The sequence below is a fragment of the Olivibacter sp. SA151 genome (genome assembly GCF_054130995.1).
The window spans coordinates 5,282,839-5,309,343 of record NZ_CP096391.1; the positions used below are offsets into that span (position 1 = coordinate 5,282,839).

The 26,505-nt window shown below is 38.9% G+C and carries 22 protein-coding genes; 2 read left to right on the top strand and 20 right to left on the bottom strand.

Going from position 1 to position 26,505, the window contains the following annotated elements; genetic code table 11:
* Positions 1–70: 70 nt before the first annotated feature.
* On the top strand, positions 71–430 hold the full coding sequence (locus M1D52_RS21535) for a hypothetical protein (protein WP_437365321.1): 360 nt from the start codon (positions 71–73) through the stop codon (positions 428–430).
* Positions 431–556: 126 nt separating this feature from the next.
* On the opposite strand, the gene M1D52_RS21540 is transcribed toward M1D52_RS21535, so the two are convergent.
* The 11 genes from M1D52_RS21540 to M1D52_RS21590 all read right to left on the bottom strand — a co-directional run bounded on the left by M1D52_RS21540 (position 557) and on the right by M1D52_RS21590 (position 15,272).
* On the bottom strand, positions 557–1,315 hold the full coding sequence (locus tag M1D52_RS21540) for a LamG-like jellyroll fold domain-containing protein (RefSeq protein WP_437393504.1): 759 nt from the start codon (positions 1,313–1,315) through the stop codon (positions 557–559).
* A 770-nt stretch (positions 1,316–2,085) separates the two neighbouring features.
* Positions 2,086–4,005 carry an acyltransferase family protein gene (locus M1D52_RS21545; RefSeq protein ID WP_437366103.1) on the bottom strand — a complete coding sequence of 640 codons (1,920 nt, stop codon included), beginning with the start codon at positions 4,003–4,005 and terminating at the stop codon, positions 2,086–2,088.
* A gap of 42 nt (positions 4,006–4,047) precedes the next feature.
* A complete protein-coding gene (locus M1D52_RS21550; protein WP_437366105.1) occupies positions 4,048–5,439 on the bottom strand; it encodes a nucleotide sugar dehydrogenase in 1,392 nt (463 codons plus the stop codon).
* Between the two features lie 23 nt (positions 5,440–5,462).
* Positions 5,463–7,826 (bottom strand): GumC family protein, encoded by a 2,364-nt coding sequence (locus M1D52_RS21555; RefSeq protein WP_437393505.1) that lies wholly within the window; start codon positions 7,824–7,826, stop codon positions 5,463–5,465.
* 13 nt (positions 7,827–7,839) lie between these two features.
* On the bottom strand, positions 7,840–8,613 hold the full coding sequence (locus M1D52_RS21560; protein ID WP_437366109.1) for a polysaccharide biosynthesis/export family protein: 774 nt from the start codon (positions 8,611–8,613) through the stop codon (positions 7,840–7,842).
* Positions 8,614–8,660: 47 nt separating this feature from the next.
* Positions 8,661–10,103, bottom strand: a complete 1,443-nt coding sequence (locus M1D52_RS21565) for a capsule assembly Wzi family protein (protein WP_437393506.1) — start codon at positions 10,101–10,103, stop codon at positions 8,661–8,663.
* Positions 10,088–11,350 (bottom strand): WcaI family glycosyltransferase, encoded by a 1,263-nt coding sequence (locus tag M1D52_RS21570; protein ID WP_437393507.1) that lies wholly within the window; start codon positions 11,348–11,350, stop codon positions 10,088–10,090. The genes M1D52_RS21565 and M1D52_RS21570 overlap by 16 nt, the downstream gene beginning before the upstream one ends.
* A 7-nt stretch (positions 11,351–11,357) precedes the next feature.
* The gene (locus tag M1D52_RS21575; protein WP_013665238.1) at positions 11,358–12,182 is read right to left on the bottom strand and encodes a glycosyltransferase family 2 protein; all 825 of its coding nucleotides are present in this window, start codon (positions 12,180–12,182) and stop codon (positions 11,358–11,360) included.
* 282 nt (positions 12,183–12,464) lie between these two features.
* Positions 12,465–13,043: an LbetaH domain-containing protein gene (locus tag M1D52_RS21580; RefSeq protein ID WP_437393508.1), complete on the bottom strand. Its 579-nt coding sequence runs from the start codon at positions 13,041–13,043 to the stop codon at positions 12,465–12,467.
* A complete protein-coding gene (locus tag M1D52_RS21585; RefSeq protein ID WP_437366117.1) occupies positions 13,036–14,196 on the bottom strand; it encodes a glycosyltransferase in 1,161 nt (386 codons plus the stop codon). Before M1D52_RS21585 ends, M1D52_RS21580 begins: the two co-directional genes overlap by 8 nt.
* Positions 14,193–15,272 (bottom strand): glycosyltransferase, encoded by a 1,080-nt coding sequence (locus M1D52_RS21590; RefSeq protein ID WP_437393510.1) that lies wholly within the window; start codon positions 15,270–15,272, stop codon positions 14,193–14,195. The genes M1D52_RS21585 and M1D52_RS21590 overlap by 4 nt, the downstream gene beginning before the upstream one ends.
* 180 nt (positions 15,273–15,452) lie before the next feature.
* Between M1D52_RS21590 and M1D52_RS21595 the strand changes: the two genes are divergently transcribed.
* Positions 15,453–16,010 carry a hypothetical protein gene (locus tag M1D52_RS21595; protein WP_437393511.1) on the top strand — a complete coding sequence of 186 codons (558 nt, stop codon included), beginning with the start codon at positions 15,453–15,455 and terminating at the stop codon, positions 16,008–16,010.
* A gap of 662 nt (positions 16,011–16,672) precedes the next feature.
* On the opposite strand, the gene M1D52_RS21600 is transcribed toward M1D52_RS21595, so the two are convergent.
* From M1D52_RS21600 to M1D52_RS21640, 9 genes are all read right to left on the bottom strand, one after another.
* Positions 16,673–17,662 (bottom strand): beta-1,6-N-acetylglucosaminyltransferase, encoded by a 990-nt coding sequence (locus tag M1D52_RS21600; RefSeq protein ID WP_437393512.1) that lies wholly within the window; start codon positions 17,660–17,662, stop codon positions 16,673–16,675.
* Between the two features lie 18 nt (positions 17,663–17,680).
* Positions 17,681–18,535 carry a polysaccharide pyruvyl transferase family protein gene (locus M1D52_RS21605; RefSeq protein WP_437393513.1) on the bottom strand — a complete coding sequence of 285 codons (855 nt, stop codon included), beginning with the start codon at positions 18,533–18,535 and terminating at the stop codon, positions 17,681–17,683.
* Positions 18,536–18,582: 47 nt separating this feature from the next.
* Positions 18,583–19,746 (bottom strand): glycosyltransferase, encoded by a 1,164-nt coding sequence (locus tag M1D52_RS21610; protein ID WP_437393514.1) that lies wholly within the window; start codon positions 19,744–19,746, stop codon positions 18,583–18,585.
* Positions 19,743–20,870, bottom strand: a complete 1,128-nt coding sequence (locus M1D52_RS21615; protein ID WP_437366129.1) for a glycosyltransferase family 4 protein — start codon at positions 20,868–20,870, stop codon at positions 19,743–19,745. Before M1D52_RS21615 ends, M1D52_RS21610 begins: the two co-directional genes overlap by 4 nt.
* 5 nt (positions 20,871–20,875) lie before the next feature.
* Positions 20,876–22,018 (bottom strand): polysaccharide pyruvyl transferase family protein, encoded by a 1,143-nt coding sequence (locus M1D52_RS21620; protein WP_437393515.1) that lies wholly within the window; start codon positions 22,016–22,018, stop codon positions 20,876–20,878.
* Between the two features lie 39 nt (positions 22,019–22,057).
* Positions 22,058–23,032, bottom strand: a complete 975-nt coding sequence (locus M1D52_RS21625; RefSeq protein ID WP_437393516.1) for a nitroreductase family protein — start codon at positions 23,030–23,032, stop codon at positions 22,058–22,060.
* Between the two features lie 65 nt (positions 23,033–23,097).
* Positions 23,098–24,549 carry a lipopolysaccharide biosynthesis protein gene (locus M1D52_RS21630; RefSeq protein WP_437366135.1) on the bottom strand — a complete coding sequence of 484 codons (1,452 nt, stop codon included), beginning with the start codon at positions 24,547–24,549 and terminating at the stop codon, positions 23,098–23,100.
* Positions 24,550–24,587: 38 nt separating this feature from the next.
* A complete protein-coding gene (gene gmd / locus M1D52_RS21635; protein WP_013665224.1) occupies positions 24,588–25,688 on the bottom strand; it encodes a GDP-mannose 4,6-dehydratase in 1,101 nt (366 codons plus the stop codon).
* A gap of 37 nt (positions 25,689–25,725) precedes the next feature.
* Positions 25,726–26,217, bottom strand: coding sequence for a cupin domain-containing protein (locus M1D52_RS21640; RefSeq protein WP_013665223.1), 492 nt, complete (start codon positions 26,215–26,217; stop codon positions 25,726–25,728).
* Positions 26,218–26,505: the final 288 nt, after the last annotated feature.

The window sequence follows — 26,505 nt, forward strand, 5'->3', positions numbered from 1 at the left end:
TACCCGCTAAAGGTACTTTGGTACGGCTATTGTACTATTATGGATAGTATTGATTTTAAACGCATTTACTATGGAAATTACAACAACTACTGTTCACGATTTACATTGGGATTTTCCAAGTTCGCAAGATTTTTCTGCTCAAATTACAAACAATAAAATCACGAAACTTTCCTTTCAGGACGTAGGGGAATTAACCAATTCACACCTCGATTCAATTAACGAGAAATATCTTCGCAACGTTCATCGAGCACTTAGCAATCTGTTTCAACACCTCGATCAAGTACGTAGTATAGGAAATCTTCCACAAAAAGAGGAAGAAGATAGTGCTGACAAAACAGATCGCGCACAGCAGCTCCGATATCTTCAAAAAGACGAGAAAGATATGCTGGAACATCGGGAGAATATTATGAATCGCATCCGGCGATTATAATAGATCGCTCGCTTGGAAAGTCGCACCGGCGATAACTTATTCACATACTTGGCTAGATATATATAGTAAAAAAGGTTCTACTTTTGAAGCAGAACCTTTCAAGACTATCCCTACATAATACGCTTTTTATGTTTGATTGTGATCAATCAATGCATCCACTTCTGCATCCCTAAGCCAACGGTTATATCTTCTTATTTCGTCAATTCTTCCACGAAAATAGTTAGATGAACCTGTGTGCGACCCCTCATAATTATAACTATAACCCATTTTTTGAGGTGGTTCCTGAGGGTCGAGAATCCGATCGCTCTGGTAGTTATTTGTTAAAACAACATTGCCATCAACTAGCACTTCAAGTACTGACTTGTTCTTCGACCAACGGACAACGATATGCTGCCATTGTTGGCACTTGATAACCTTCGGCGTCGTCGGCCAAATGTCTTCGTTTGTCCAATAGAGCGTCATCGTACTATCGGGGTTTATGTACATATTATATTCCCGAGCACTGAAGTTATGGAAATAAGCTTTTATAAAGAGCGGATGAAGCTTTTCAAGATCATCCAGATTGATCCAAAAGGCTAAACTTCCTTCAGCTTCACCCAATCCTGCTCCTATATTCATGCCTTGTCCATACAAACCATTATTTACCATTTTAAGCGCCTTATTGGGTACGTTAAAACGATCGGCACCAAAAGTAGCCTCTTTGATGTCATAAGTTTCATTACTGACTTGATCTATACTGTTTCCGCTAAACGGAAAATAATAAACCAAGCCGCTGTCAAGATCAACGACAGGGTCCATGTCACCATTTCCCTTGTCGCAACTGTTGATCAGTAAGGCTACGAACAATATGTTCAGCAACCATACAAAATAGCGATAGCTTTTCATAAAAATTATTTATATCTATAATTGTCGCTACACCCTGTTTAATAGGATAGCCTTTAACGGGGGAGAGCGTTTAATTCGCACAAAAAACCAACCACAACCTCAGCAGATCTTGTCTGTTGGCGATAATTGTGCAGAAGCGTTGATTAATACACGCCTTTTAAGAAATAAATGAAAAAATATGCACAGTCCGGTGCATGTAGGTATTGTCAAATCGACCTTTGTGCTCGATTATTTTAGTGTATAAAAGTGATTAGAACATTTAGGGCACCAAAATTTTCTCTTGTAAAAAGGCAGAAATATCTTCACAAATCTGTTGCGAGATATACGGTAATCTGTAACCGCGCCACACCTAGGACATTTTGCTTCGCTTGCGAAGGTTGCAACCTGTTGCATGGTTGATGAATTTAAAATAAAAGATTAAGTTAGGGAGCGAAGGATACTATCCTCCTGAAATGTTTACTGGCCCTGTACAGGCCGATTATCAACGCTATATTCGAGGCCAAACACGTTTAAATTAAGCCACATAACACGTTTAAAAGTCGTCTGACGCTAGAAAGCGAGTAAACAAATTCACTGTTAAACTAAACATTATATCGCAAAATCGCAAGATTTTGAGAAATTTTGAGAAATTTTGAGAAAAAAACACTGTAATGTACCCCGTAACGTCTATTTCTTAAACATAATACACTACCAAGACATTTAGATAAACGGTATCTATAGTTCGCTTTTTATCACTTGATTGTCCTTTTGCGTTTAATGACTAAAGTGAATCATTTCACCAAGGTAAAGACATCTTCTTGATTAGAAGTTGAATCTTTATCCATTTCTAAGGCTTCGTCCAAAAATTCTTCAAATTCTTTATCTTTCAAGATGTTTTTAGAAACGCAATCGGCGCCATACTTAGTAAAATGATTTTGGTCCATCATGTAAGGCTCTTCAAGATCCGATAATTTAGAAAATGAGTTAAGTTGGTAAATATCCACATAATCCTCTTTAAATACCAATTTTAGACTATCGTTCATTACCGCCGCCTTTTCGTCTACGTACTGATCGCTTAAAGAAACACCGTACTCAAATTCACGTGCAGCAATCGAGGTATAAGGAATGGTATAAATTTCGTTTTGTCCTATAACAAGAGTTGGGATATCGGCTGCGTTTAAACGATTCATTGTAACTGTGAGGTCTTGAATGACATCCCTAACTGGTTCACTACACCAATTGGCACTAATAACAACACCATCAATATCTTCCGCATGCTTAGGTATGAAATCGTCATATACATAGTGAATGATTGACTCGCAACGGCTTTCTCCCTCCGGATTAAGCATAGGTAAACATCCACTAACACTTGCCTGTAATAAGTGAATGTTCTTCGAAGCGAGACCTTCCCTTAATGATTGAGAAAGATGGGCTGCGTGGCTATCCCCTATTAGCAAAATATTCCTTTTTTTTGGATCTAGCGTCAGGCAACTTATTTTATCGAAATTAACGTTTACTTCGTTTTCGGAACTGATAAAACACGCTTTTTTATTAAACTGTTGAATAGCTTCTTCTTTATGATTTTCCTTATAGCGAGAGATACGCAGCGCACCCTCTTTAAAACGTATGCGATTTACGTCAATCTTCGTAAAACTGGTCGTAACCATCGCGACGAGTCCTGCTAACAAATAGACTCTCGTTGACTTCTGAATGCGTAAGCGCTCAACGAAATTAAAGGAAAGAAAGGATAAGACGGTGGATAATCCCAAAAACATCAGCGAAGATGTCAGGCCAGCTTGAATCCCTAGATAATTGGCAACCACAAGTACTGGCCAATGCCAAAGATATAGAGAATAAGACAATTTACCGGTCAACTGTACGAAACGATTGTGTAGCACCGAAAAAACGTTTACGTCAGCTATGATGACCAAAAAGGTAGCTAAAACAGGAATGAACGTTAACATCCCTGGCCAAGGTATACGATCATTGAAAAAAATTACACTGGCACAAATGATCAGATAACCCGATATCGCTACCGCTTTACTTCCTCTGATTTTCAAACGCCCTTCTGACAAAAAAGCAACGCCTCCTACAAGCATTTCCCAAGCCCTACTAGGGAGTAGATAAAAGGAATAAGTGGGGTAATTTTTAGTACACCAGAGAGTAAATAGCCAAAATACAAGAATAGCTATTAGAAATAGGATCAAAAATCTCTTTCGATCATTTCTAAAGAAACGGTTTAGACTCAGCAAAAGGAGTGGTAATAGTAAATAGAACTGCCATTCTACTGATAACGACCACGTATGAAGAAAGACATTTGTATCAGAAGAAGCGTCAAAGTAACTTCCCTTTGCATATAAAACATTCGAAAAAAACAATAAGCTTGCGCTCGCATTTCTGGCAACAAGATAATAATCGACGGGCAGATAAAAAAAGAACGTTAGAAATACGATTACCAAAACCATCAACAAAAGCTCCGGGATAATGCGTTTAGCCCTTCGATTATAGAAATCCACAAGTGAAAAGTTCGAGCGTTCAAGCCCCTTTAAGATAATTCCCGTCATTAAGTAACCGGAAATAACAAAAAAAACGTCTACTCCAATAAAGCCACCATCAAAATTAGGCACCTTAAAATGGAATAACAAAACCGCCAATACTGCTATCGCACGCAAAGCGTTGATATCATACCTAAAACCGAGCTTATTATTCATCTTTCTACTTTATACTAAATGGCTGACAATGAACAAAAGATATTAACGCCCAATAGCACTCACTTTAAACCCAATACTTTCTAGTTGTTCTTTATTCAAGATATTTCGTCCATCGAATATATGCGCAGGCTTAAGCATTGCATCATAAATTTTTTGCCAATCATAATCCTTGAATTCATCCCATTCTGTCAGTATAGCTACTGCATGTGCATTTCGACAGGCTTCATAAGGATCTTGTACTACATCGACAAGCAACTGGTTTTCTTCTAAAGTTCTGGTATTTAGATAATCTAAATCGGCATACATTTGATCGGCAGAAACCTTCGGATCATACACGGCAATCTTTGCTTGCTCATAAAGTAAATGATCTGCGACGTAGATAGCGGCCGACTCGCGTGTATCGTTTGTGTCTTTCTTGAAGGCCCAACCTAAAAAAGCGATCTTTTTTCCGTTCACTGTATTATAGAGCGTCTTGATAATCTTATTAGCAAAACGTCTCTTTTGGTGGTCATTCATAATAATCACCTGCTCCCAATAATCGGCAACTTCCTTTAAACCATAGCTTCTGGCTATATATACCAAATTGAGAATATCTTTTTGAAAGCAGGAGCCTCCAAACCCTACGGAGGCTTTTAAAAATTTTGAACCAATTCTACTATCCGTTCCAATAGCGCGTGCAACCTCCCCAACATTGGCTTCCGTAAACTCGCACAGTTCAGATAAAGCATTAATAGATGATACACGTTGAGCCAAAAAAGCATTGGCAGTAAGCTTCGACAGTTCAGAAGACCATACATTTGTCGTTAGAATGCGCTCTTTAGGTACCCATCGCGCATATATGTTCACAAGTGCTTCTATAGCTTGTTTCCCTTCTTCATCTTGATCACCACCAATCAGCACGCGATCAGGTGCTAATAAGTCCTCAACAGCAGTGCCCTCTGCTAAAAATTCCGGATTAGAGAGTATCCGAAATTTGACGTTATTCCCGGTGTGTTTTAGGATATCTTTCAAAGTACTGGCCGTGCGAACGGGTAACGTTGATTTCTCCACCACGATCTTATCACTTGTACTTACGCGAGCAATTTGTCGGGCACAAAGCTCGATCCATTTTAAATCTGCGGCCTGCCCCTTACCTGCTCCATAGGTTTTAGTTGGTGTGTTTACCGAAATAAAAATCATCTCGGCCTCTTCAATAGCACGATCAACCTCCGTTGTAAAAAAAAGATTCCGACCACGAGCTTCCGCTACTATTCCGCTTAATCCCGGTTCATATACCGGTATATTTTCCACATTAGGATCGTTCCATTTATTAATACGTGATTCATTCAGATCCACTACTGTAACCTGAATATCCGGACATTGCTTAGCGATTACCGCCATGGTAGGGCCGCCAACGTAACCAGCACCTATGCAGCAGATTTTTGAAATGTTCATTGATTATATATTAGCTTCCTTTGTTATCGGTTCTTATTCCACCATTTTTTTTGTTCCTCTTGCCCGTAATGTCCATAAGCATAACCATAATAACTATAACCATGTCCCTTTTTACGTACATCGTTTAAGATAATGGCATATGATCCTAGCTTTCTTTCTCGCTTCATATCTTCCGGCAGAGATAACAAATTGTACGGTGTATAATTGGCTCTAGTTACATACAAGAACAGATCTGCGTAATTATTTAATAACTGTGCATCGGTCACTGCTCCAACTGGGGGTGCGTCAATAATAATAATATCGAACTGTTCTCTTGCCACTTTAAAAAGATCTCTCGTACGTGCTTTCATGATCAATTCAGATGGATTAGGCGGAATCGGGCCGCAAGGCGCAAAATAAATCATTCCATTTTCATCCACCGGTCTGATAATCTCAGCAATCGTCAAATCTTTATTCACAATAAAATTAGATATACCCTGTTGGCCAGGTTGTGCTTGATAAGTCTTCGAAAGTTTAGGTTTACGCAAATCAAACTCTAATAAAAGAACTTTCTTTTCCGAATGTGCAAAAACATTGGCAATGTTTAATGAGATAAATGACTTTCCTTCTCCAGGCATTCCAGAAGACAACAAGACCACTTTGTTTTCTTCCTCGCCTAATAAGAATTGAATATTAGTACGCAAACCACGAAATTGCTCTGCCAATATCGATCGTGAGGAACCGAATTGCAGCAAGTCAATCCCTGACGCATTATGGCTAAGTTCGGCGATAACCGGAGCCGAGGAACGTTCTTCTACATCCTTACGACTACGAATTTTTGTATTCAAACTATCCTCCAAGAAGATCTTACCGGTTGGAATAAGTAAAGCGATAATAATACTTCCTAAATAGATAACAGAAGGTTTAGGGCTAAATGGCTGCTTATTTGCCTTTGGTTTATCTAATATGGTAATTCCACCAATACTTGAAGTATTTGCTAAGGCTGTTTCCTCTCTTTTTTGCAGCAAAAAGAGATATAATTCTTGCTTTAATTGCTGCTGCCTTGAAAGATCTAAAAACGCGCGTTCCTGCACTGGAACTTGTCTTATGTTGCCCCTTAGTAAGCCAAAATTTCGTGCAATCTCTTGCTTATTTACTTCGAGGGACCTACGGGTGTTTTTGATATAGTCAAAAATATTCTCTTTAATAGAAACAATACGTTGGTCTGCATTCTTAATAATCGGATTATTCGGACGGTATCCCATTAATAGACGTTCCCTTTCCAAAATAAGGCCATTGTAAGTAGAGATTAATGTATTAAAAGCCTGGTCCGTAATGCCATTGTTCAATACGGCGCCTGAAATTAAGCTCTTACCTCCCGGAATGTTTAACATGGAGTCAACGGCATCCATCATTTCCATCCGAATCTCCAGATCTTGAATTTGAGTTGTGTACTCTTTATTACTTTCCAGCATAAGTTGCGACTGAGCAGATATATTAGCTAAGCCATTTCCCTGCATAAATTGCTGTATTTTTTGTTCAATACCATTTAGCTCAGCACTCACCAGAAGAATGCGCTGATCGATAAACGCGATGGTGCTATCAGCAATTCTACTTTTATTCTGAATACTTTGCTTAATGTACTGATCGATATATTTATTTAAGATGTATTCACCTTTTGACCTCAGTCCACAATCCATTTGCAAGTCAATAATAGTAGTAAGTTTGTTGCTTATATTAGTTGTAATCGTTGAACGTAAAGAAGATACCGCGTCATCAAAAGCTAAAACTTTAACTTTATATTCATCTCTTGAGAATGTCTTGGTCTGAATATTTTTCTCCATAGTAAAGGAACCATAGCCAGGTAACTCAAAGGGACTGTTGAAGGGAATTTTTTGTAAAATAATTTCTTCGCCGTTGTTTTCATAAGATAGACTAAAGTTACTTGTGTCCTGCATGCGCATGTTCAATACCAAGCTTCGGTTTATTGTATCAGTAACGCCATTAAAAATGAGTTTATAAGGGCCATCGAACACTTCAATTTCACGTAACGGCTCCTCTTTATACCAAAGAATATTTAATTTAAAATCGCGTACTAATGCCTCCATTAACGAACGGATTTTTAATATCTCTGCTTGATTGTCCACGCCGCTAGTAGTACCCAGCATACTTTGGAGATCAAGACCAGCGGCAGAAGTTGTCGCCTGTGGTCCATCTTCTATCAGAATTTTGGCTCCCACATGATACATAGGGGTCGTACGATAACGAATATAAACATAGGCACCCGCTACGCAAAGAATAAAACTGAACAGAAAAATAGGCCACAAACGAATCAGACGTAATAGATATTCCTGATAACTGAAATGTTTGCGTTTAATAGCGGGAGTAGAATCGTCAATAGTACTCATGTTCATGTTCAAATTAAAGACGTGTAATAATTAGTGCAGCAGTAGATAATAAGGAGGCGATAATAGCCACTACACTGAATCGCGACGACTCAGCGGAAGCAATTTTACCTTTACTTGGTTCGACGTATATAATGTCATTCTGCTTTAAATAGTAATAAGGAGATTTAAATAATTGAGAATCGTTCAAGTTAAATTGTACCAGCTCTTTTCCGCTGTCTGTTTCACGTATCAATAACACATTTTCCCGCCTACCGTAAATAGTTAAATCACCAGCCATACCAATAGCATCTAAAATATTAACTCGTTCGGAAGGCATAGTGTAACTCGACGGCCGATTAACTTCACCAATAACTGTTACTTTGAAATTCACGAAGCGAACCTGCACAGTTGGATCTACAAAATACTCGTTCGCTTTTTTTCGAATAACGTTACGTGCTTCATAACTCGTTAAGCCCGCTAACTTCACTCTACCAATTACAGGCAACTCTACTTCGCCTTCCTTATCCACTACAAAGCCGGTAACGCGTTGCTGCCCGCTACCCGCAGCCACACTATTGTTAGTTGCGGCTTCATTTACCTGAGATGCGGCATTAACGTCGACTGTTTGAATCGTAATGTCCAAAATGTCATCTTCTTTTATTTTAAGCTCACTGTACGCAGCCTGTTCGATTTTATTATACTCAGTTTTTGGGATATTCTTAAAATAAGGTATCGTTTTATTACTTCTGCAAGCTAAAAATGAAATCGCCATTGAAATCAAAACAATCCACGTTAAAATTCTTTTCATAAAGATGTTTTTATTCTTTTCTATCATATTATGTTTGATACATGCTGTTAAAAAATAGTATATTTAATTCCCAAGCCCACACCGAAGTTGCGATAAAACTGACCAGTATCCCAAGCCACTTCACCCGTTAATTGCCACTTATTATTCAAAAGATAACGAACACTTTGTAATGAATAGAATTGCCTATACCGATTATTCACCATTTTTTTTATTGCCGAACGATCCATAAAGTGCACATTGTAAGTAAGGAGTGTTTTAAAATAAAAGCGGTCAAATGGTTGGTATTCCGCCCCAATATGCAGGCCTACTATACGGTTGCTAACAATATTGGAGTTACCGTTGATCTTACCTTCAACACCTTCATTTTGTTGCCAATTATAGGGCTGGATTGGAAGGAAACGACTTCCGCGTACTCGGTTAAGAAAGATCGGCGTTCCTATTATCATTCCCCGGTATTCCCAACCAGTTTTGTAAATGCCATTATTATAATAGCTCTGCCATTCCTTTCCATAATTTTCCATTTGTTTGGTATAAATAAATTCAGCCAGCACCTTTTTTATCTTCTTTTGTTGATCTTTGAAGGTTAGACTTAATCCTGCTAAACGATCGATATTCCGTATATCGATACCGGTCCCACTTTCAAAGAACATCTGGTTATAAAAATGCCAATCACCATAATTTGTCTCGAGATCCGCACCAAACTCTAGTGTTCCCCTTTGGTCTCCAGCTCGATTGGGACGCCGATTGCTCCAAGACGGTGTAGAACCATCATTTGCCTCCTTTACCATTAGTACATCCCAAAAGCCTGTCCAACTTCTATCTAAAGAGAAATTGCCTCTTTTTCCTCCCCATTCACCAAAATGAACCGCTCCACCAAACAATTTCAATTTCCCTTTCCCAGCTCTTAGAAAAAAGGCTTTTTCGTGTAAGTAGGATTCATAATATCGGTCTTTTCCCATCCAACCATGACTAAACAGTCCTTTAAACTGCAGCCAGCCATTCGTAAAAGGAATATTTTTGTAATCAGTTACTGCAATACCGATTTTAGGAATAGGCAGTGCATTCGCACTCAAGCCCAAAGAACCTGAGGAAAGTGTTGGATCTACTTCGCCGATTACCTCCCGATACCGCCCTCCTCGCAATTGCCAACCTTTATAATTGACCTTTACATTCGCCTCCACCAAAGTAAAATCATTGAAGTGATTATTATTAAACAAGTCTATAGTATAACTGAGCTGTAAATCACTCTTTCCTATCGCGTGCTCATTATATATATATATATTAGTCGAAACATCATTCTTCCGATCCTTCATAGTTCCATATCGATTAGCTACTAACCAAAATGGTAAAAAGTCCTCTGAGGCGGCTGTACCGACCGTACCTACTGAAAACTTTAATGAATCTTGCCAGCGCCTTACGGAATCTTGTGCAGCCACCAACCCAATACATCCCACACAAACAATCAATAGAAAAATTAAGCGTAATGCCATTTTTTAGTCCTTTCTTTTACACCGATCATTTCCAATAAACTATCCTCAAAGTTTCGCATAATCCTTTCCTTCGAAAGATGTTGCATCGCATACTCTCGAGCAGCGTTACGATAACTTGCTAAATCTTCACTCAACATCCTATTCAAACCGTCTACGAGTGCTTGGGTCGATTCGGGTTCTACCAACACGCCCAACCTACCTTGGTTCACGATGTCATACAGGGAGGTGTTAGGCATGGCGGTTACCAAAGCGCAACCACCTGCAGAAAATATACCTGTTAACTTGCTCGGCATAACCAAATCGGCGGCCGATTTTTTCTGTAATACTAAGTGAATGTCAGCTGTAGCCAATAAAGCGCTTAATTTTTCGTACGGTTGCAGCGGATAAAAGAACACATTGTTCAAACCCTTTTCGCTTACCGCCTTTTGCAAATTTTCCTTATTACCACCTGATCCGACGATCAAGAAGCGAATAAAACGGTTTTGTTTAAATGCTTCCGCGGCCTCAATAATAGCCTCCAGCCCCTGCTTTTCTCCTAAATTTCCGGCGTAAAGAATGACCTTATCATCCATTGGAATATTCCATTCCTTACGCAACGACTCGTATATCGACAACGGTTTGATGGCCGTTTCGTCTACCCAATTGGGAAACATAATAAATTTTTCTTTGGGGACGCCTTTAGCAAGGATCTTTCGCTGCATGCCTAAGCTAATGGAGGATACCGCATGACTGCTATTAAGAAGATAACGTTCAGATTTAAACATCCAATCCAATAAGCGCTTATTACGGATCATACCAAGATCTTTTGCAGCATCGATTTGCAGATCCTGAATATGTGTCAATAAGCGTGCTTTCTTTATTTTCGCATACAATAACGCAAAGAAGCCCAAATGAAATGGTGGGTTAATATTGATAACCACATCATACTTTTTCTTTAACAGTAAACCAAACCATTTTGGCAAAACTGCACCTAAAAAGGAAAATTCATGCAGAATGCGTTTCTTTGAGGTAACCTCTTTTGGCACATATAAAGGTACTCGGTAAACGGTTACACCATCAATAATCTCTTTGAACCATTTTTTTCCTTTGTAGGCTGGATGGATATCCCATTCCGGATAATAGGGAGGTGCCGTTACTACAGCAACCTCATGCCCCTGAGCAGCTAACCAAGCACCCATTTCACCGGTATATTTTCCAATACCGGTAAGCTCAGGGTAATAATTGATACCAAATATTAATATCTTCATAGCATTTCTATTTGGAATTTTGTTTACTCACTAACTCCTTTGTCTTCAAGACAATGAAATATTCATAGATCGACTGTAGTGTAGCATAAGTAGTTCCCGCTATGCCATCTAGAAAGGCTCTCCTCCACAGCACCATATACAGCCACTTAATAAATGGGCGTCCTGGCATTTTATAGAATAAGCCCTTTTGGTGATAGCGCTTTTCTGTAAAATCCTTACTGAACAGCGCTTTTTGTAACGAGAAGTTGGTACCTTTTCCCATGTCTTCCAAGCGCATTGCTGCCTCCATATCGGCGTAACTCAAGTGACGTTGCAACCAGTAGCGAAAACCTTTGCTAAAGGGATAATGATCAAGGTATCCCTTCAATCGGCCAACTGGTCCATCGGGCAAAGACACCGGGTTGACCAAACGTTCGTAGCGCATTTTATCCGGTCTAAAAAATCGCAGATAAAAAGGAGATATCTGAGCATGTTTTAACCAACGGCCGTTCCAGGCAAAATCACGTCGTTGAATTTCATAAGCCACTGCATCTCCTTGCTGATCGAAAGCCATGAGTGCTTCCCGCAAACCCGTTGATACCCGCTCATCAGCATCTATATAAAGAACCCAAGCGTACTTAAAGGGAATATTGGCTAGACCCCAATTTTGGTGTGCCGACCAATTATCAAATTTACGTTGCGTAATCTTAGCACCGGCCTGCCGGGCGATTTCCACGGTACGATCTTCGCTAAAAGAGTCGAAAACATGGACATCATCACACCAGGCTACCGAAGCTAAGCATCCTGGCAAATCTTGTTCTTCATTCTTAGTTAAAATCAGTACAGAAATCATATTTAACAGCTTTCAGCTTTCGGCTATCGGCCACTAGTCACATAGCTTTTGGCAGTATGCTTTAGGCCTTAAGCGTAGGCTTATTCATTATTTCTTGTTTATTTATCAGCTTTCGGCTATCAGCCATCAGCTGTCAGTCACACCTCCTACCAGGCAAGTTTATCATTCATACACTCTATTAATCACTAATCTTCAACTCATTATCACATTGGCTCATCATCACATCGGCTCATTATTCCTTGCCCTACTCAACAATTTCTCGACTCAACGATTTACAACAAGCTAATTAGCTAATTGCTCCATTGGCTCATTGACCATTACCCGCTCCTTCAAGGGCTTACACGGATGTCCGGCGCAAACCATCCATGCGGGCATATCCTTCGTAACTACTGAACGTGCTCCAATGACGGCACCTTCACCAATAGTAACCCCTGGGTGTATAAAACAATCCGCGGCGACCCAAGCGCGCGCAGAAATAACAATAGGCAGGGTATATAACGGATGCCCTATCTTGGTATAATCATGTGTACCCGTACAGACATAAGAACCCTGCGACACAATGGCGCGATAACCAATTGTAATCATCCCTTGTGAGTATAATTCGGCTCCACTAGCAACACCACACTCATCCTTCAAATCCAGATTCCATGGGGCCCAAATCTTTACCCCGGGATAAACATGCACTCCTTTACCTACTTTAGCACCAAAGCATCTCAAAATAGCTGCACGATAGGCATGAAACGGGCGGGGCGAATATTTAAATAATAAAATATAGACAAAGCCCCAAAGCATCCGCATCAAACGGTTACTTAAGGAAAAGGACGCTCCCACATATGTGTCTTTATTATATACTTTAGTCATAATTCAACGCTTCTTTTAAACGCTTGGCTGCCATACCTACAGTAAAATATTTATGAAATGTTTTCTCCGCATTGCGTCCCATTTCCATCTTTTCGCTTGCGGCCAATGCCCTCCACTTGCTTAACAACTCGACTACTCCCTCCAAAGTGTCTTCCACAACGATTCCGCCTCCTTCTGCCTCAATTTCTCGCCAAATATTTACTTGATTACTAATTAATACCGGCTTTTGGCAGGAAAGTGCCTCTACCACCGCTATACCAAAATTCTCTTGATGACTTGGTAAAACAAAAGCGCCACAACCGTAAAAAGCTCCCCACTTAAATCTTCCTGTCAGCATACCGGTAAAAATGATATCAGGACTTTGAGCGGCTATCTCTTGAATTTCTTCCCCAAAGGCGGTTTCCAGTCCCGGCCCTGCGATAACGAGCTGCGGGAGGTTGCCTATTGTCTTTTTTAGTTTCAAATAAGCGTTTATTAGCAAGTCCAAGCCTTTTTTTGGATGTATTCTACTAATAAACAATAGATAGCCATTTGATTGTATTTGAGGAAACGCCGCTCTAAACTCATTCGCCATAGACGAGTCGTCTTCCGAATCTTTCTCCACTCCCAAGCCTACAACAAGTTCCCGCCGTGGTCTATATCCTCTAAATGTTTCATGTGCCAACATTTTTTCTGTTTCGCAGGTAAACAAAAGCCCATCTACCTTATTGATAAGTCGATTTTCAATGAGAGACCAAATCAACTGATTTCTAACAGCTTTTAATTTTCGCCCTGCTGACTTTTGGAAATAAGGATCTAACATACCATGTGGCATCACATAAATTTTGGTGTTTGCCGCGGCCGACATGCTTTTGAGAATAGCGTAACATTGGAATTGCCAAAGACCATGCACTATGACGTTTTCATAGGCAGCGATGTTACTCCTAAGCCAATGAGTTAATTTGCTATGATAATTCCAAGAAGTCAGACCCTTACCAATTGGAATCAGGTCGAACCCCACATAATCCTTCCTAATTTCGACATCATCCAAGGATACGATGGCACTAGAAATATTGTGGAAGGTTAAGCCCTTAACCATTGTTTTTACAGCTTGACTAACCCCTCCAGCCTTGGGGTCCATCGTTGATATGATATGTAAAATACGGGCTCTCATAATATCGATAAAGCATTTTCTGTCATGTTTCTCATCAATAATTTATTCTTTACGAACTGTTTCGAAGCTTCGCCCATTTCTTGTATATCTTCTTGCACCATATTTGATAGGGTCTGCCTAAGCTCATCCAGATTATCTAGTAGAATACCATTTTGCCTGTCTTTAATATAACTGTATTCAACACATTGCAATACCTGATCACTTCTTCTAAATGTGAGTATCGGTTTACCATAGGCCATCGCTTCCACTACCGAAAGACCGATCCAACCGGGTTGGTAATATAAATCGGCCATCGAGAAAAGTTCATCCTTCAGATGCTTTTCATAAACCTTACCGTAGTCGTATACATTAGGGTAAGACTGAAAATTAGGTTTATGAGTTCCTTCTCCTACAATAATAAAACCGTATTTTTTAGCGTCCAGTAATTCGATAGCTTGCGTTAGAAGATCAAATCTTCGATAAGGGTTATCAAAGCGTGCACAATAGATTAAACAAATATCTTGCTGAATACCATGCTTTTCTTTTAAGGCACTTCGCTCATCTTCGGTATAGTTTGTAGCTAGCACTTCCTCTACACCAGATATGGTATTGTTTAATGCTACGATCGATTTGGTTGGAAAAATCTTCTTCCATTGCTTTTGTTCTTCCTCCGTATACAACCACACACCATGTGATAAGCGAATCATCCACCGAAATAGAAGATTCGGCTTTTTCTGTTCCTGTAAATATCGCTTTATCGAAATTCCTTGTCCCCAAAGTATGACCTTTTTTCGGTGGAAAATTTGTGTAAGCAAAAGGAACCAAGAGCTTATATGCCCAAAATGAAGCATAAGAACAAGGGTATCGTACTTTTTTGCCATTAATGGAATTATATTGTAAAAAATGAAGCGATTCCCAAAGAAACCGAAACTCTTTATTTTCTTCACCTGCAAATCGCTGACATTAAAGTTGGCGTATTCGCTCCCTCCTTCATATATGTAGATGTCTAGGTCGATGTGAGTTGCTAACTGCTTAAAAAACTCCTCACGATAATGAGGAACTAAAGGATTCAGTAACGCTACGTTCTTTAATGTCATAACTAAAATTTAACATATGTCAATAGCAACCAATATGTAAATACCGGCATACTTACACTATCTAATAAATAACCCTCAAAAGTTGAACTGATCAGAAAAAACACAGCTAGTCCTCTAAATAAGTTTACAATCGTTTTATTATACTGAGGTAAACCTTCAAAAAACAATCTGACTAGTTCGATGAGACTTCGAAAGAAAAAAAAGCTTCCAAAAAGTCCTGTTGCCACAATTGCGAATAAGAAAGCGTTTGTTGTTGCACCCACTCGCCCATATCCAAATAGAGGCAATTCAGAGGCCCTTTCTAACATAGACGCCCAAGTACCTTCCCTTGTGTTCCCTCGACCAGCAAAATCTAATGATTTCAACGTCAAGTTTGCATATAGAAATAATCCAAAAATTAACATGAACAATACAAAAACCGGCTTAAATGAGCTGTTTTTCATAGTATATGAGGAAATAAAAGCAATCCCCAAAGTTCCCGAAAGCAGGGAGGTTCTCGAACCTGTTAAAATAGAACCATATATGCTTAGGCACATCGCAAGAAGAAAGAAAATCTTGATTTTGAAATTCTCCGCCTGCATAAATAGTGCAAAAGAAACAATCCAAGCAATCGCAGTGCACATTCCTAAAAAGTTTGGATGTGCGGTTACACCAAACAAGCGGCCTTTCCATACCACATTTGCTCCAGGATATAAGGCTAAAAACACATTAATAGCCACAAAAATTAAGGCACCGTAAAAAAAATAAACTAATACGCCTTTGCCGATAGACCCATATAAAGGAAGCGATCGAAGCACATAGAAAAAATACAAAAATGTGAGAATAATAAATCCGATTCTTACAAAGAAATCTTGAAAATCACTTTTATATAAGAAGTCTGTCAGAACAATAATGAGTTGAAAAATAAAATAGCAAACGAGCCCGGTAGGTGTGCCTATGCTTTGATTTTTATCCATCCTACCAAGGTTTATAAGCAAAGAAATAAGCATAAGGCCTCCTACTAAAAGTAACGAGAGCTTTTGAACAAATGCAATATAACCAGGAACAAAATAATCCACGGCATCATCTCCTGATGTCCCTGTCCTAAACGAAGCCAGCAGGAAAATTAGCGAGCATATTACCAATAATATACGCTCCTTATTTTGATCTATTTTCTGATGCATTAAACCCTATATTCAACTATTGTTAACAGATATTCATCTTATTATTTTCTTTTATTCATCTTTTGCTTATTTTTTATAAGCACTCATACTGACTTCGGCCGTTAATTGCTGATGAGAGCTCGAGTAAATAACCGACGCGGCAGCGAAGCTCATTGACACCTGAAAATGTAAACACTTGTCAATAATAATTGCCCTGCGCGTCAATATTATTTACATCTCGGTTTCATCTCCTATTCGTTAATTTGACTGATGATTAAAACTAATAACACTCTTATAATTTGCCGGATCGTTCTTCAATAAGTCACGGTCAATTTGGTCGAGTAAGCCTTTAGAATCTGAAGAAGAAACTTTGCGCACAAATAGTTGATCAGCATTCTTTACAATATCAAAATCTGACAAATTAAACCATTTTTTTAACGAAGGATCGATAACGTGAATGTTGGCAAACGCCGATGTAAAAGGCACATAAGGCTCTTCTCCTTTATATAAATTGCTATTGGCAAAATCTGAATTAAAGAACAACGTATGGAAAAACTTTTCATCAGAAGCTAAAGAATATTTAAAATAGCTACTGATTTCTTTATGCTGGGTAACATAACAATCAATATATCGAATTACATCGACATTTAAGGCCCACCAAGAAGAACCATGAAAGATGTCTATTTTATTTCCTTTGGTAGTACGGATATAATTGGGTTTTCTTCTGAATGAACTCACCACAAGGTTCAACATTTTCCTTACCACCCGCGTTACAGTTCCGTTATAGGCAAAGAAATCGAAGAATAAATAATTACGTACACAAAAGTTGTATTTAGCGGTATTGGCCTTCGTAATATTCATTCCCCTTATAAAATTGGTGGCTTTATGTTGTTCAAAGAAACGGTGGATATACTCATTATTTTTTATGGGATAGTCGGCACCGGACATGAAGACAACCTTTTTGTATTCCATGGGATTACTGTCATTTATTTCCAAGCATTTTTTCAACAGATTAAGCGTAGCTTGTACTTGCGAAAAACCACCCCAGTATACCTTTATACGATCATTACCTTTCAAAAAGAACACGTTGGCTTTATCAATCCGTTCCAAAAAAGGTTCGATTTGTTGCTTTTTATCGATATGTATAAAAAAATCGGCGCTGTAGTCTAACACATTAACTAAGCGCTCAAGATGCTCAGGATCGCTATGAGCGGCTATGAGATATGCAATCTTTTTCCTTTCTTCCATACTATTCGAGTATCAGTGCTATCTAAAAATGTCGCTTGGAAACGCATTGAGTAGTTCATCTTTCATTGTTTCTAGATTAGGTAATGAAGGAGTTGGAATAACCAGTCCTTCTTCAACCGTTTTTACTTTTACGAATTCTTTTCGTCCAGTGCTTAGAAAGTAATCCTCATATTTGAACAGATTACCTTTTTCCACTTCATCTAAGAGGATAGCAGGGACACCATAAGCCTCTGCTATGATCACACCGTGCAAAGAAGAGCTGATGATCAATTTAGCAGATGCAATTTCATTGATAAAATTTTTCCAATCATCAGTCAATGGAGATAATACAGGGTACCCCATTTGAACGTATTTATCAACCGTTTTCCAATGGGGAATAACCAAAAAGTCCTTTTTTTGGCTGGCAATTGTTGGACTATAAAAAATGGGTAATAATATAGCTGGATCGCCATATACTTCCGGCACCGAATAACCAATTTCCTTCAACTTCGCCCGAGTCAATGGCCCTCTTACCGCTCGAATATCAAGTTTTAACTGCTTCTTCGCAAACTGTTCTGCTACATACTCAAATAAAAAACCACTCCCATAAACAACTGCGTCTGCTGTTAAAAATTGAATGACAGATCCTATAAACGTTATTCTTGTTGTACGTTTCGCTCGTAACGATTGAACGCCTTTATATTTCATCAAATAGTCAAAGGTTACTTTTGATAACAGATCCCCAACATTAGGTTTCTTCTCTGGGCCTATTTTTTCGTCAAAATACATAAGATTAACTTGGTAGGGTTTTACTAACCTATTATATTGGCCAAATATTGTAATCCGTCCTGCTAATCTTTTAGTCCATTTGTTCAAAAGAATTTTCTTTAACATAAATCTGATAGTAAGTAATTTGTTAAGTCTTTTATTGAACAGCTCTTTTATGATAATCTAAGTAAGTCTTCGGCAAAGACTCTGGGTGTACGATTTAAAACAAATTCTCTAGCCCGCTTAACTTCCACATGTCCTTTAATCGATTCGTCAATTTTTCTGGCAATTAACTCAGGGGAAACCTCCTCGATAAGTAAACCTAGGCCATATTTACTGACTATCTCCTTTAACAATCCCTTTCCTGTAGTAATAACCATTTTATTCGCCGCTGCCGCATGTCCCAAAATCCCGCTAGAAGCTTCCGGATTTTTGTAAGGAATAACCACTGCGTGACATTGATCAAATAAAGCTTTCATCATTTCGTTACTTATAAATTGATTATCCCAGATAATCTGCACATTAGTTAACTTCTCCACCTTTTCAATTTCTTCAGACAATCGTTCTTTATTACCTTTCCCAACCAACAAAAACACTAAATTCTGCTGTATTCCTTTGGAAATGTATGCAGCAGCTCTTAAGAATTCAAAAGTACCCTTACGTTCATCTAAGGCACCGATATGCAATAGAATTTGCTTGTTCGTCGCAATATGATAATGCTGATAAACATTAAAATCTACTAAAGGGCTAAGCTGAGGAATTGGATCGGGTAACATTTTGAAAGTGGAAACCTTAAAAGTCTGATTAAGATAAGCTACGGTTCCCTCATCATTTAAAACATATATCCTTTTTATTTTTTTATTAAGCATTAGCAATTTGGTTGTCCAGTATTTCCTATGGTATTTTAAGCGATTTTTTAAGCCCTTCTTCGACATCCTATAGAACTGAAGGAATAAAATTCCGCTGATTGTAAATTTTGGACGAACAAAGAGTAACGCAAATTGAAAAAAGTTGAAGTATAGCAATAATACTCGCCGCGAATTAAATTCTTCAGCATATTTAGAAACCAGTTGCAATCCGTAAAACGACTTGCCCAGTAATTTTTTTTTCTGGAAGTTATTCCATTCTTCTAAAGTTATTGTCTCTAGTTTGGCGCCGTCCGGATAAGCTGTTTTGTTTGCTATAGCAGGGAAAGTCGATGCGAAGTCAGGATGGGTCAAAAAGATATACTGACGCGCATCACCCTGTTGTTGAAGGTAAGTTAAAAGATGATCAATATATTCCGAGTGATGTCCCGTGATCATGAAATCAACGATTAAAACTTTCTCTTCTTTCATACCGCTATCAGTTTTAGCACATTCTCACCATAATTTTCGATGCTATATAAATAAGCTGTTTCCCGTGCAGCCTCCGCCAGTTTGCGATATTGTATATTATCTTCTATTAAGCTGTTTACAGCTTGATAAATACTTTTGTTTACTCCGTCATAAAGCAGCCCGTTCACTCCATCAGCTATAAGTTCCGAAGTTCCTGCACTGTCATATCCTACTACGGGTATTCCAAAGGCCATTGCTTCCACTGTGACTCGTCCGAATGCCTCATTCCTGGAGCACATTAACAATATATCTATTTCGGCATATAGCTTTTCACGATCTTTTACAAAGCCTTTAAAAAAGACCCTACTTTCCAACTGATTTTTAATGATATAATCCTGTAGTTCTTTATAATAATCCTGATCACCGATTCCTCCGTAGATATGCAGGTTCACGCGTTCATCCTTAAGTAGTTTCATCAACTCTACCGCTTCCTTTTGATTTTTAGTTCGGCTGATAAGTCCTACCACACCTAAGTTAACAGTCCCGTCGGCTTCATAAGAAACGCTCAAAGTTTTTAAGTTTTCCGCAGAAAATACACCATTGTAGATAAGTTTCGTTTTATGAGGTAAGCCAACATAATCGTGGATAGACTTCGATATCGCGATGAGTTGATCACTCTGCTTTAATACTTTCCGCTTTCCCCAATCAGACCCAATATGCCTGTATCCATAATCCTTAAACCCGAATTCTCTTATATGCCAAACGTGTTTAACTTTTAGTATCCGCGCTAGCAAGAGTCCCGAATTTTCAAGAGAGGAATTACTATAAATGATATTGACCTTCGCGTTTCTTAAACGGTGGGTAATATCTCTCCAGTGCTTTAAATTATGGAAAATCTTTAAGGGGATCGTAAAGATGCCAACGTACCTATTTGAATAATATAGAAAATACTTAAGATTCACGAATTCTGCATTAACACCCAAATTCGTCAATTCTTTATATAATCCGTCCTCCTTAACTGTGGTTCCGTAGATCATCACAACTTCTATATGCACAAATGGACGCACGTATTTAATAAGCGCCAACAACGATTGGTTGGCCCCATTCATGCTATTATAATGCGTTATAAATGCCACTTTCACCATAGTTATTAATTAGAAAGCGCTTCGCTCCATATCTGGGTCCACATTTCATTTGTTTTAACAGCCAACTCCTCCTTCTTTTTAAGAAGCAAAGCACTGATCTCATCGTGGGCCAATATAGTTGTAACCAACTTTTGTTGCGTTTTTGTCCAGTCATCGCCCACATTTAAAACACTTCCACTTTGTCCAAAATCTTCAAACAACATTTCATACTTATGATTCCAACTAGTCGCTAAACAGGGTACACCTTGGTTAAGAGCGCTAGCTACGCCATGAAATCGAGAAGAAACCACCAAATAGGATGCTCCTATTAGTCCTTTTACTTGTTTTGAGCTTAAACCTGTGGCGACTTCATACTTATTGTTAAAGCTTTGATTAATTTTATGACAAAAAGCTAAATCGCCACTACCTTCATGATTCAGTAAAAAAACATCTTTACCGTTGTTTTCTACCTCTTGAATAATCTTTTTGAGAAATGCTATGTATTCTTCAGTATTGCTTGAAGCGTGTGTTACCATCTTTCTGTTCGGTATTATACAAACTTTTCCCTTCAGATGATCATACCGTGCTGGAAACTCACCCTTAACCAATAAAGTAAAATCTGGATACAACCATACCTTTTGCGCGTCCGCTCCCGCTTTTATTAGGTAATCATAGGAGATCTTTTCGCGGGCAATGGCTATATCAACATATTTGTCAATAATTTGAACAATACGTTTACCTGCCGGTGTTTCAAATGGTCCGAAAGCCTGAGGAAGCAATACAATCTTGGCACCTTTTCTCTTTAAACCGGCATAATAAGTCTCCAACTTATTAAGTCGCTCTTGCGAATATTTCCATTGATCGGAAAACTGAAAACCTGCGCCGTCTAAAATGAGCTCTAAGCCGCTTATAGCATACTGAGGCGTAAAATAACTATGGGGTAACTTTAGCTTTTTTAGCAACGCAGCAGGATATCGACCATATTTTAATCCTGGCCTCTTTTTTAAATTCAACTTGGTATCTATCGCTCCTGTTTCACCCCGTTCGTTAAAATTATAGTAAACTACCGCACGCGGATGGCGGGCTTCTATCTGCTCTAAAATTGCATAGAGCATTAATTCAGCACCTTTATTTAAGGTATTCGTTCCATCTATTTGAATCTTTTCCATGTCTAAAGTATGACCGTGAGAATTAACTGAATTAATTATTTAAATGCTATTATCTTTGACTCGCTCATTAAAGAGGAGAACGTTTTCATTGGGTCGTTTGGCTGAATAAGGTATTTTACCGGCGTCAAGTGGATATCCGAGGCCAATCAGCATAATCACAAACTCGTAAGACTTTATATCCAGCAACTTTCTGATTTTTTTCTCCCGATCGGGTAAATTAGGCCAGTTAATGCAGACAGTCCCTAACCCCAACGTTTCAGCGGCGTATAAGAAACTCATAATGCTGAGACTTGCATCGATAACCGGAGCATTGATGTCGCGAACATCAAAATAACCGTCATATCTGCCTACCACCACAATAACTGCAGGCAATGTATATCCAGCAACTCCCCCTGGAACGTTAGCGAGTTTATCTACCAACTCCTTTTCATTATAAAAAAGAAATTGAAAAGATTGTCTATTGCAAGCGCTTGGCGCATATTTAGCGATATCGTATGCCTGCTTGACAACATTAAGATCAACCTTCTTATCTTCAAAATAACGAACGCTACGTCGTCTGATTGACAAATTCATTAGCTCGCTATAAGAAATATTTAAGTCGGGACGTTTTGAACTTAAATATGGAACATGGTCTTTTTTGTAGCTGTCTCCTAGCTTTAAAAGCAACTCGTCAAAAGTACTTTTGGCCTCTTTTATAATCGGTGTTTCCTGAACAACCTGAAAATAAAGGGAGAGTACCGACGTTGCCCAACAAATTGTGTGTTCGTCTAATTCATCTGTCCTTAAGCCAACACTCAACAATTTAACCGTTGCTGTAACGTAGTCTTCCGCAAAGACACTTTTCGCTGTCGGATAAGAAAGTCCTTTTTCCAATCGGTGGATATTCCGTCGAAGATTAAATAATACAGTCTTCTCAGACTTATTGATTTCAATGCCCTCCCGAAGTGCATTAAACTTATAGCGGAGTTGATTTAACGTTTGAATCTTCCATAGCTCTGCCGATTTGGAAGCCATTAGAGACAGGGAACGTTTAACTGATTTCTTTGCAAATGAGAACATATTAATTTATACAAATACGTTTATATTAAACTTTGCTTCTTTTTACGAAAGGCGCTGACAATCGTTGCAAGCTCGCCTTTCATAAACAGCCAAACGACCAATACATAGGCAAGTAACATAATACCACCTCCTACAATGTAATGAATGCTGTAGTATTTGACTAGATAACCAAGCCCAAAAGCCGCTGCCGACGCTAAACACGGCACTTGCAAAGCGCGAAGGAATTGACTGGTGGAAATTTTTACATTAATCAGTCGATTAAATGTGTACTGTGCTAACCCCACTGCAATGACCTTGTTTACCAATACAGCCCAAGCGGCTCCTCTAATTCCCCAGAAATGAATAAAAAAATATAAAAATGGTACAAAAATGACCGCTTTAAAAATTTGTAAATTCATTTCCAATTTCGGATATCCTAAGCCCCTTATTAGAACAGTATTGCTATTTACCATCATATGGAACATAACTGAAACTGCTAATATTTTGAGCGGATCGATGGTTTCACTCCATTTAGCACCCCAAAAGCTATATACGAGCTCTTGACCATATACTACAAGAAAAACCATGATCGGAAAAACCACTATACTGTTATATTCTACTACTTTAAGGTAATATTTCCGTACCTGTTCCACATTATCCTGTATTCCTCCGTAGAACGGATACATAACACTATTCATCACTTGCATAATTCGATTCTTGAAAGTGTCTGTGAGAATAAAGGCCAATGTGTAAGCTCCTAGTAATTCTGCGTTTAATAAGCGACCAATAATCAAGTAGTCGAGATTATTCGTTAAGTAGTTCACGATATTGGTAGCAGTTATAAACATACCAAACCCAAAAAGTTCTTTAAATGCTATATTATCCCAAATTAATTTCGGGTACCAACCAGTAGCTTTAAAATACAAGGGGATAGCAAAAACAATCGTAGCGGTAGAATTGAAGGCAAGCGACCAGACACCGGCTCCGAAATAAGCAAGTACCAAAGACAGCACACCAGCAAATATCGTCGCCATGTTGTCAATCCTTGCAATTGTTTTAAAGTCCATCTTTTTAGCGAGTTGAGCTCTATTAACTAAATTGATAGGGCTTACTAGTATGCCTGTGCTAATAACCGGAATCAGTGTAATCAAAATTGGCTCATTATAAAATTTTGCCGCTAGTGGAGCAACCATAAAGGACATCACAAGAAATAGAGCAACAGACCATAGAACGCCCGTCCAAAAAGCCGTACTAAAGTGCTTTTCATCAAGCTCTCCATCTTTTTTCTGAATGATAGAAGATCCTATTCCGAGCTCTGTCAAAACTTGCACAAAACCGGTAAAAACAGTCGCCATTCCTACTACCCCAAATTCCTCAGGAAATAAGAGCTTCGCAAGCAGCAATCGAACCACAAATGAAAACGACTGATTGACAATCATTTGCACACTCTTCCATACTACCCCGCTAAGAATTTGCTTTTTTGAATTACTCATTCATTCTTTTATGATGATCTCTTACTTATGATGTGTACCTACCCCGCCAAATGCTCCCACTGCGTTTTATTGTCCTTTTTAAACACCTCGATATCCGAAGCCACCATTTCGCGGCACAAAGCAGATAAATCATATTCCGGCTCCCAGCCCAATTTTGTTTTCGACTTAGTCGGATCACCGATCAATAACTCAACCTCCGTCGGACGGAAATAAGCCGGATCTACAGATACTACCTCTTGTCCTATCTGTAAAGCATCATATTCCGGATTGCTTAGTGACTTGACAAATCCTTTTTCATTTACACCTTCACCTTTAAACTCTATTTCGGCGCCCACTTCCGCAAAAGCCATTTTTACGAAATCACGCACCGGTGTGGTAATTCCGGTTGCAATAACATAATCTTCCGCTTTTTCTTGTTGTAGGATAAGCCACATTGCTTTTACATAGTCCTTGGCATGTCCCCAATCGCGGCGCGCATCCAAATTGCCTAAGAACATCTTGTCCTGCAGGCCTAGAGAAATAGCCGCCACCGCTCGTGTGATTTTCCGCGTCACAAACGTCTCACCACGTAAGGGGCTCTCGTGGTTAAACAGGATTCCGTTGCAGGCATACATATTGTACGCTTCACGATAATTCACCGTAATCCAATAAGCATATAACTTAGCTACGGCGTAAGGACTCCGTGGATAAAAGGGTGTGGTTTCGCTTTGCGGTACTGCTTGCACTAAACCATATAGTTCAGAGGTCGAAGCTTGGTAAATGCGCGTTTTCTTTTCCAAACCAAGAATACGGATGGCCTCTAGAATACGTAAAGTTCCTATCCCGTCGGCATTAGCAGTATATTCCGGCGTATCAAAACTTACCTTTACGTGGCTCATCGCCGCTAAATTGTAAATTTCATCGGGTTGCGTTTCCTGGATAATACGAATCAGGTTGGTGCTATCTGTCATGTCGCCATAATGCAACTTAAAGCGCACATTTTCGCTGTGTGGGTCTTGATATAGATGGTCTATACGATCGGTGTTGATCAATGACGAACGGCGTTTAACACCATGCACCATGTAGCCTTTCTCTAATAAAAGTTCTGCAAGATAGGCTCCATCTTGCCCATTTACACCAGTAATTAATGCTGTCTTCATATGTTACATTGTTTTTATATTATTTCACTCCTATGAGCTATAATTTCAATCGTATTACGTCGGCATCATCCGAAGGATACTGAACATCCACATGGTTCCAAAGCTGTGCGATAACAGCCCAATCCTCTAATCCTACCAAGCGGTGTCTCTTTCCGGGCCTCAGTTCAATGATATCTTTTGACTGCTTAACCAATAGCCTTCTTTCTTCATCGTCATCACTGGTAATCACGCCTACTTCGCCTACAATCACTTGCCACCATTCGGCCCTACGTTGATGATATTGCCAAGCAATAGCTTGCTTTGGTTCAATAACCAAGACTTTGGGTTTAGAGGGATGAGCGGCCTTTTTCTCTTGAGACTGTATAACCTCTTGAAAAAATAGGTCAGCGAAGCGTTGTGCTTGGCTTTCGTCGATCACTAATGAACCACCCCACGGCTGCGAATGATCAAGACCAACAATCCGGAAACCCTGGGATGTTATTTTTCTTTTAACTTCCTCGAAAAAATCAGCTTTGTATGAGATGCGCATGATAGAAACGGGCTATATTTTTCAATTCTGTCCTTAATATGCGCCAACTTGCTCAAATGAGCACAGATTAAGCACAAGCTAAAATGAATATTTATCAAAAAACAAGATCGCTTGTTAAATAAAAGTTAAGCAAATGATCAACTGATTGATTTATTTCGAAAATACTACGCAAAATGACAGTAAACAAAAAGCCACAAGGCACTTGTGTACGAACTACACAATATTGTGTAAATATGTACAGAAGAAAATGGGGAGGTTTATAGCCGGAACACGCTAAAAATAAAAAAG

What these genes read in the sequence shown, in the direction of transcription:
- M1D52_RS21585 (WP_437366117.1), bottom strand. Translation starts at nt 14,196, where the DNA reads ATGAGAGCCCGTATTTTACATATCATATCAACGATGGACCCCAAGGCT.
- M1D52_RS21605 (WP_437393513.1), bottom strand. Translation starts at nt 18,535, where the DNA reads ATGTTAAAGAAAATTCTTTTGAACAAATGGACTAAAAGATTAGCAGGA.
- M1D52_RS21600 (WP_437393512.1), bottom strand. Translation starts at nt 17,662, where the DNA reads ATGGAAGAAAGGAAAAAGATTGCATATCTCATAGCCGCTCATAGCGAT.
- M1D52_RS21555 (WP_437393505.1), bottom strand. Translation starts at nt 7,826, where the DNA reads ATGAGTACTATTGACGATTCTACTCCCGCTATTAAACGCAAACATTTC.
- M1D52_RS21630 (WP_437366135.1), bottom strand. Translation starts at nt 24,549, where the DNA reads ATGAGTAATTCAAAAAAGCAAATTCTTAGCGGGGTAGTATGGAAGAGT.
- M1D52_RS21545 (WP_437366103.1), bottom strand. Translation starts at nt 4,005, where the DNA reads ATGAATAATAAGCTCGGTTTTAGGTATGATATCAACGCTTTGCGTGCG.
- gmd (WP_013665224.1), bottom strand. Translation starts at nt 25,688, where the DNA reads ATGAAGACAGCATTAATTACTGGTGTAAATGGGCAAGATGGAGCCTAT.
- M1D52_RS21580 (WP_437393508.1), bottom strand. Translation starts at nt 13,043, where the DNA reads ATGACTAAAGTATATAATAAAGACACATATGTGGGAGCGTCCTTTTCC.
- M1D52_RS21570 (WP_437393507.1), bottom strand. Translation starts at nt 11,350, where the DNA reads ATGAAGATATTAATATTTGGTATCAATTATTACCCTGAGCTTACCGGT.
- M1D52_RS21540 (WP_437393504.1), bottom strand. Translation starts at nt 1,315, where the DNA reads ATGAAAAGCTATCGCTATTTTGTATGGTTGCTGAACATATTGTTCGTA.
- M1D52_RS21610 (WP_437393514.1), bottom strand. Translation starts at nt 19,746, where the DNA reads ATGAAAGAAGAGAAAGTTTTAATCGTTGATTTCATGATCACGGGACAT.
- M1D52_RS21535 (WP_437365321.1), top strand. Translation starts at nt 71, where the DNA reads ATGGAAATTACAACAACTACTGTTCACGATTTACATTGGGATTTTCCA.
- M1D52_RS21565 (WP_437393506.1), bottom strand. Translation starts at nt 10,103, where the DNA reads ATGGCATTACGCTTAATTTTTCTATTGATTGTTTGTGTGGGATGTATT.
- M1D52_RS21560 (WP_437366109.1), bottom strand. Translation starts at nt 8,613, where the DNA reads ATGAAAAGAATTTTAACGTGGATTGTTTTGATTTCAATGGCGATTTCA.
- M1D52_RS21625 (WP_437393516.1), bottom strand. Translation starts at nt 23,032, where the DNA reads ATGGCTTCCAAATCGGCAGAGCTATGGAAGATTCAAACGTTAAATCAA.
- M1D52_RS21615 (WP_437366129.1), bottom strand. Translation starts at nt 20,870, where the DNA reads ATGGTGAAAGTGGCATTTATAACGCATTATAATAGCATGAATGGGGCC.
- M1D52_RS21550 (WP_437366105.1), bottom strand. Translation starts at nt 5,439, where the DNA reads ATGAACATTTCAAAAATCTGCTGCATAGGTGCTGGTTACGTTGGCGGC.
- M1D52_RS21595 (WP_437393511.1), top strand. Translation starts at nt 15,453, where the DNA reads ATGAGACTTCGAAAGAAAAAAAAGCTTCCAAAAAGTCCTGTTGCCACA.
- M1D52_RS21620 (WP_437393515.1), bottom strand. Translation starts at nt 22,018, where the DNA reads ATGGAAAAGATTCAAATAGATGGAACGAATACCTTAAATAAAGGTGCT.
- M1D52_RS21590 (WP_437393510.1), bottom strand. Translation starts at nt 15,272, where the DNA reads ATGACATTAAAGAACGTAGCGTTACTGAATCCTTTAGTTCCTCATTAT.
- M1D52_RS21575 (WP_013665238.1), bottom strand. Translation starts at nt 12,182, where the DNA reads ATGATTTCTGTACTGATTTTAACTAAGAATGAAGAACAAGATTTGCCA.
- M1D52_RS21640 (WP_013665223.1), bottom strand. Translation starts at nt 26,217, where the DNA reads ATGCGCATCTCATACAAAGCTGATTTTTTCGAGGAAGTTAAAAGAAAA.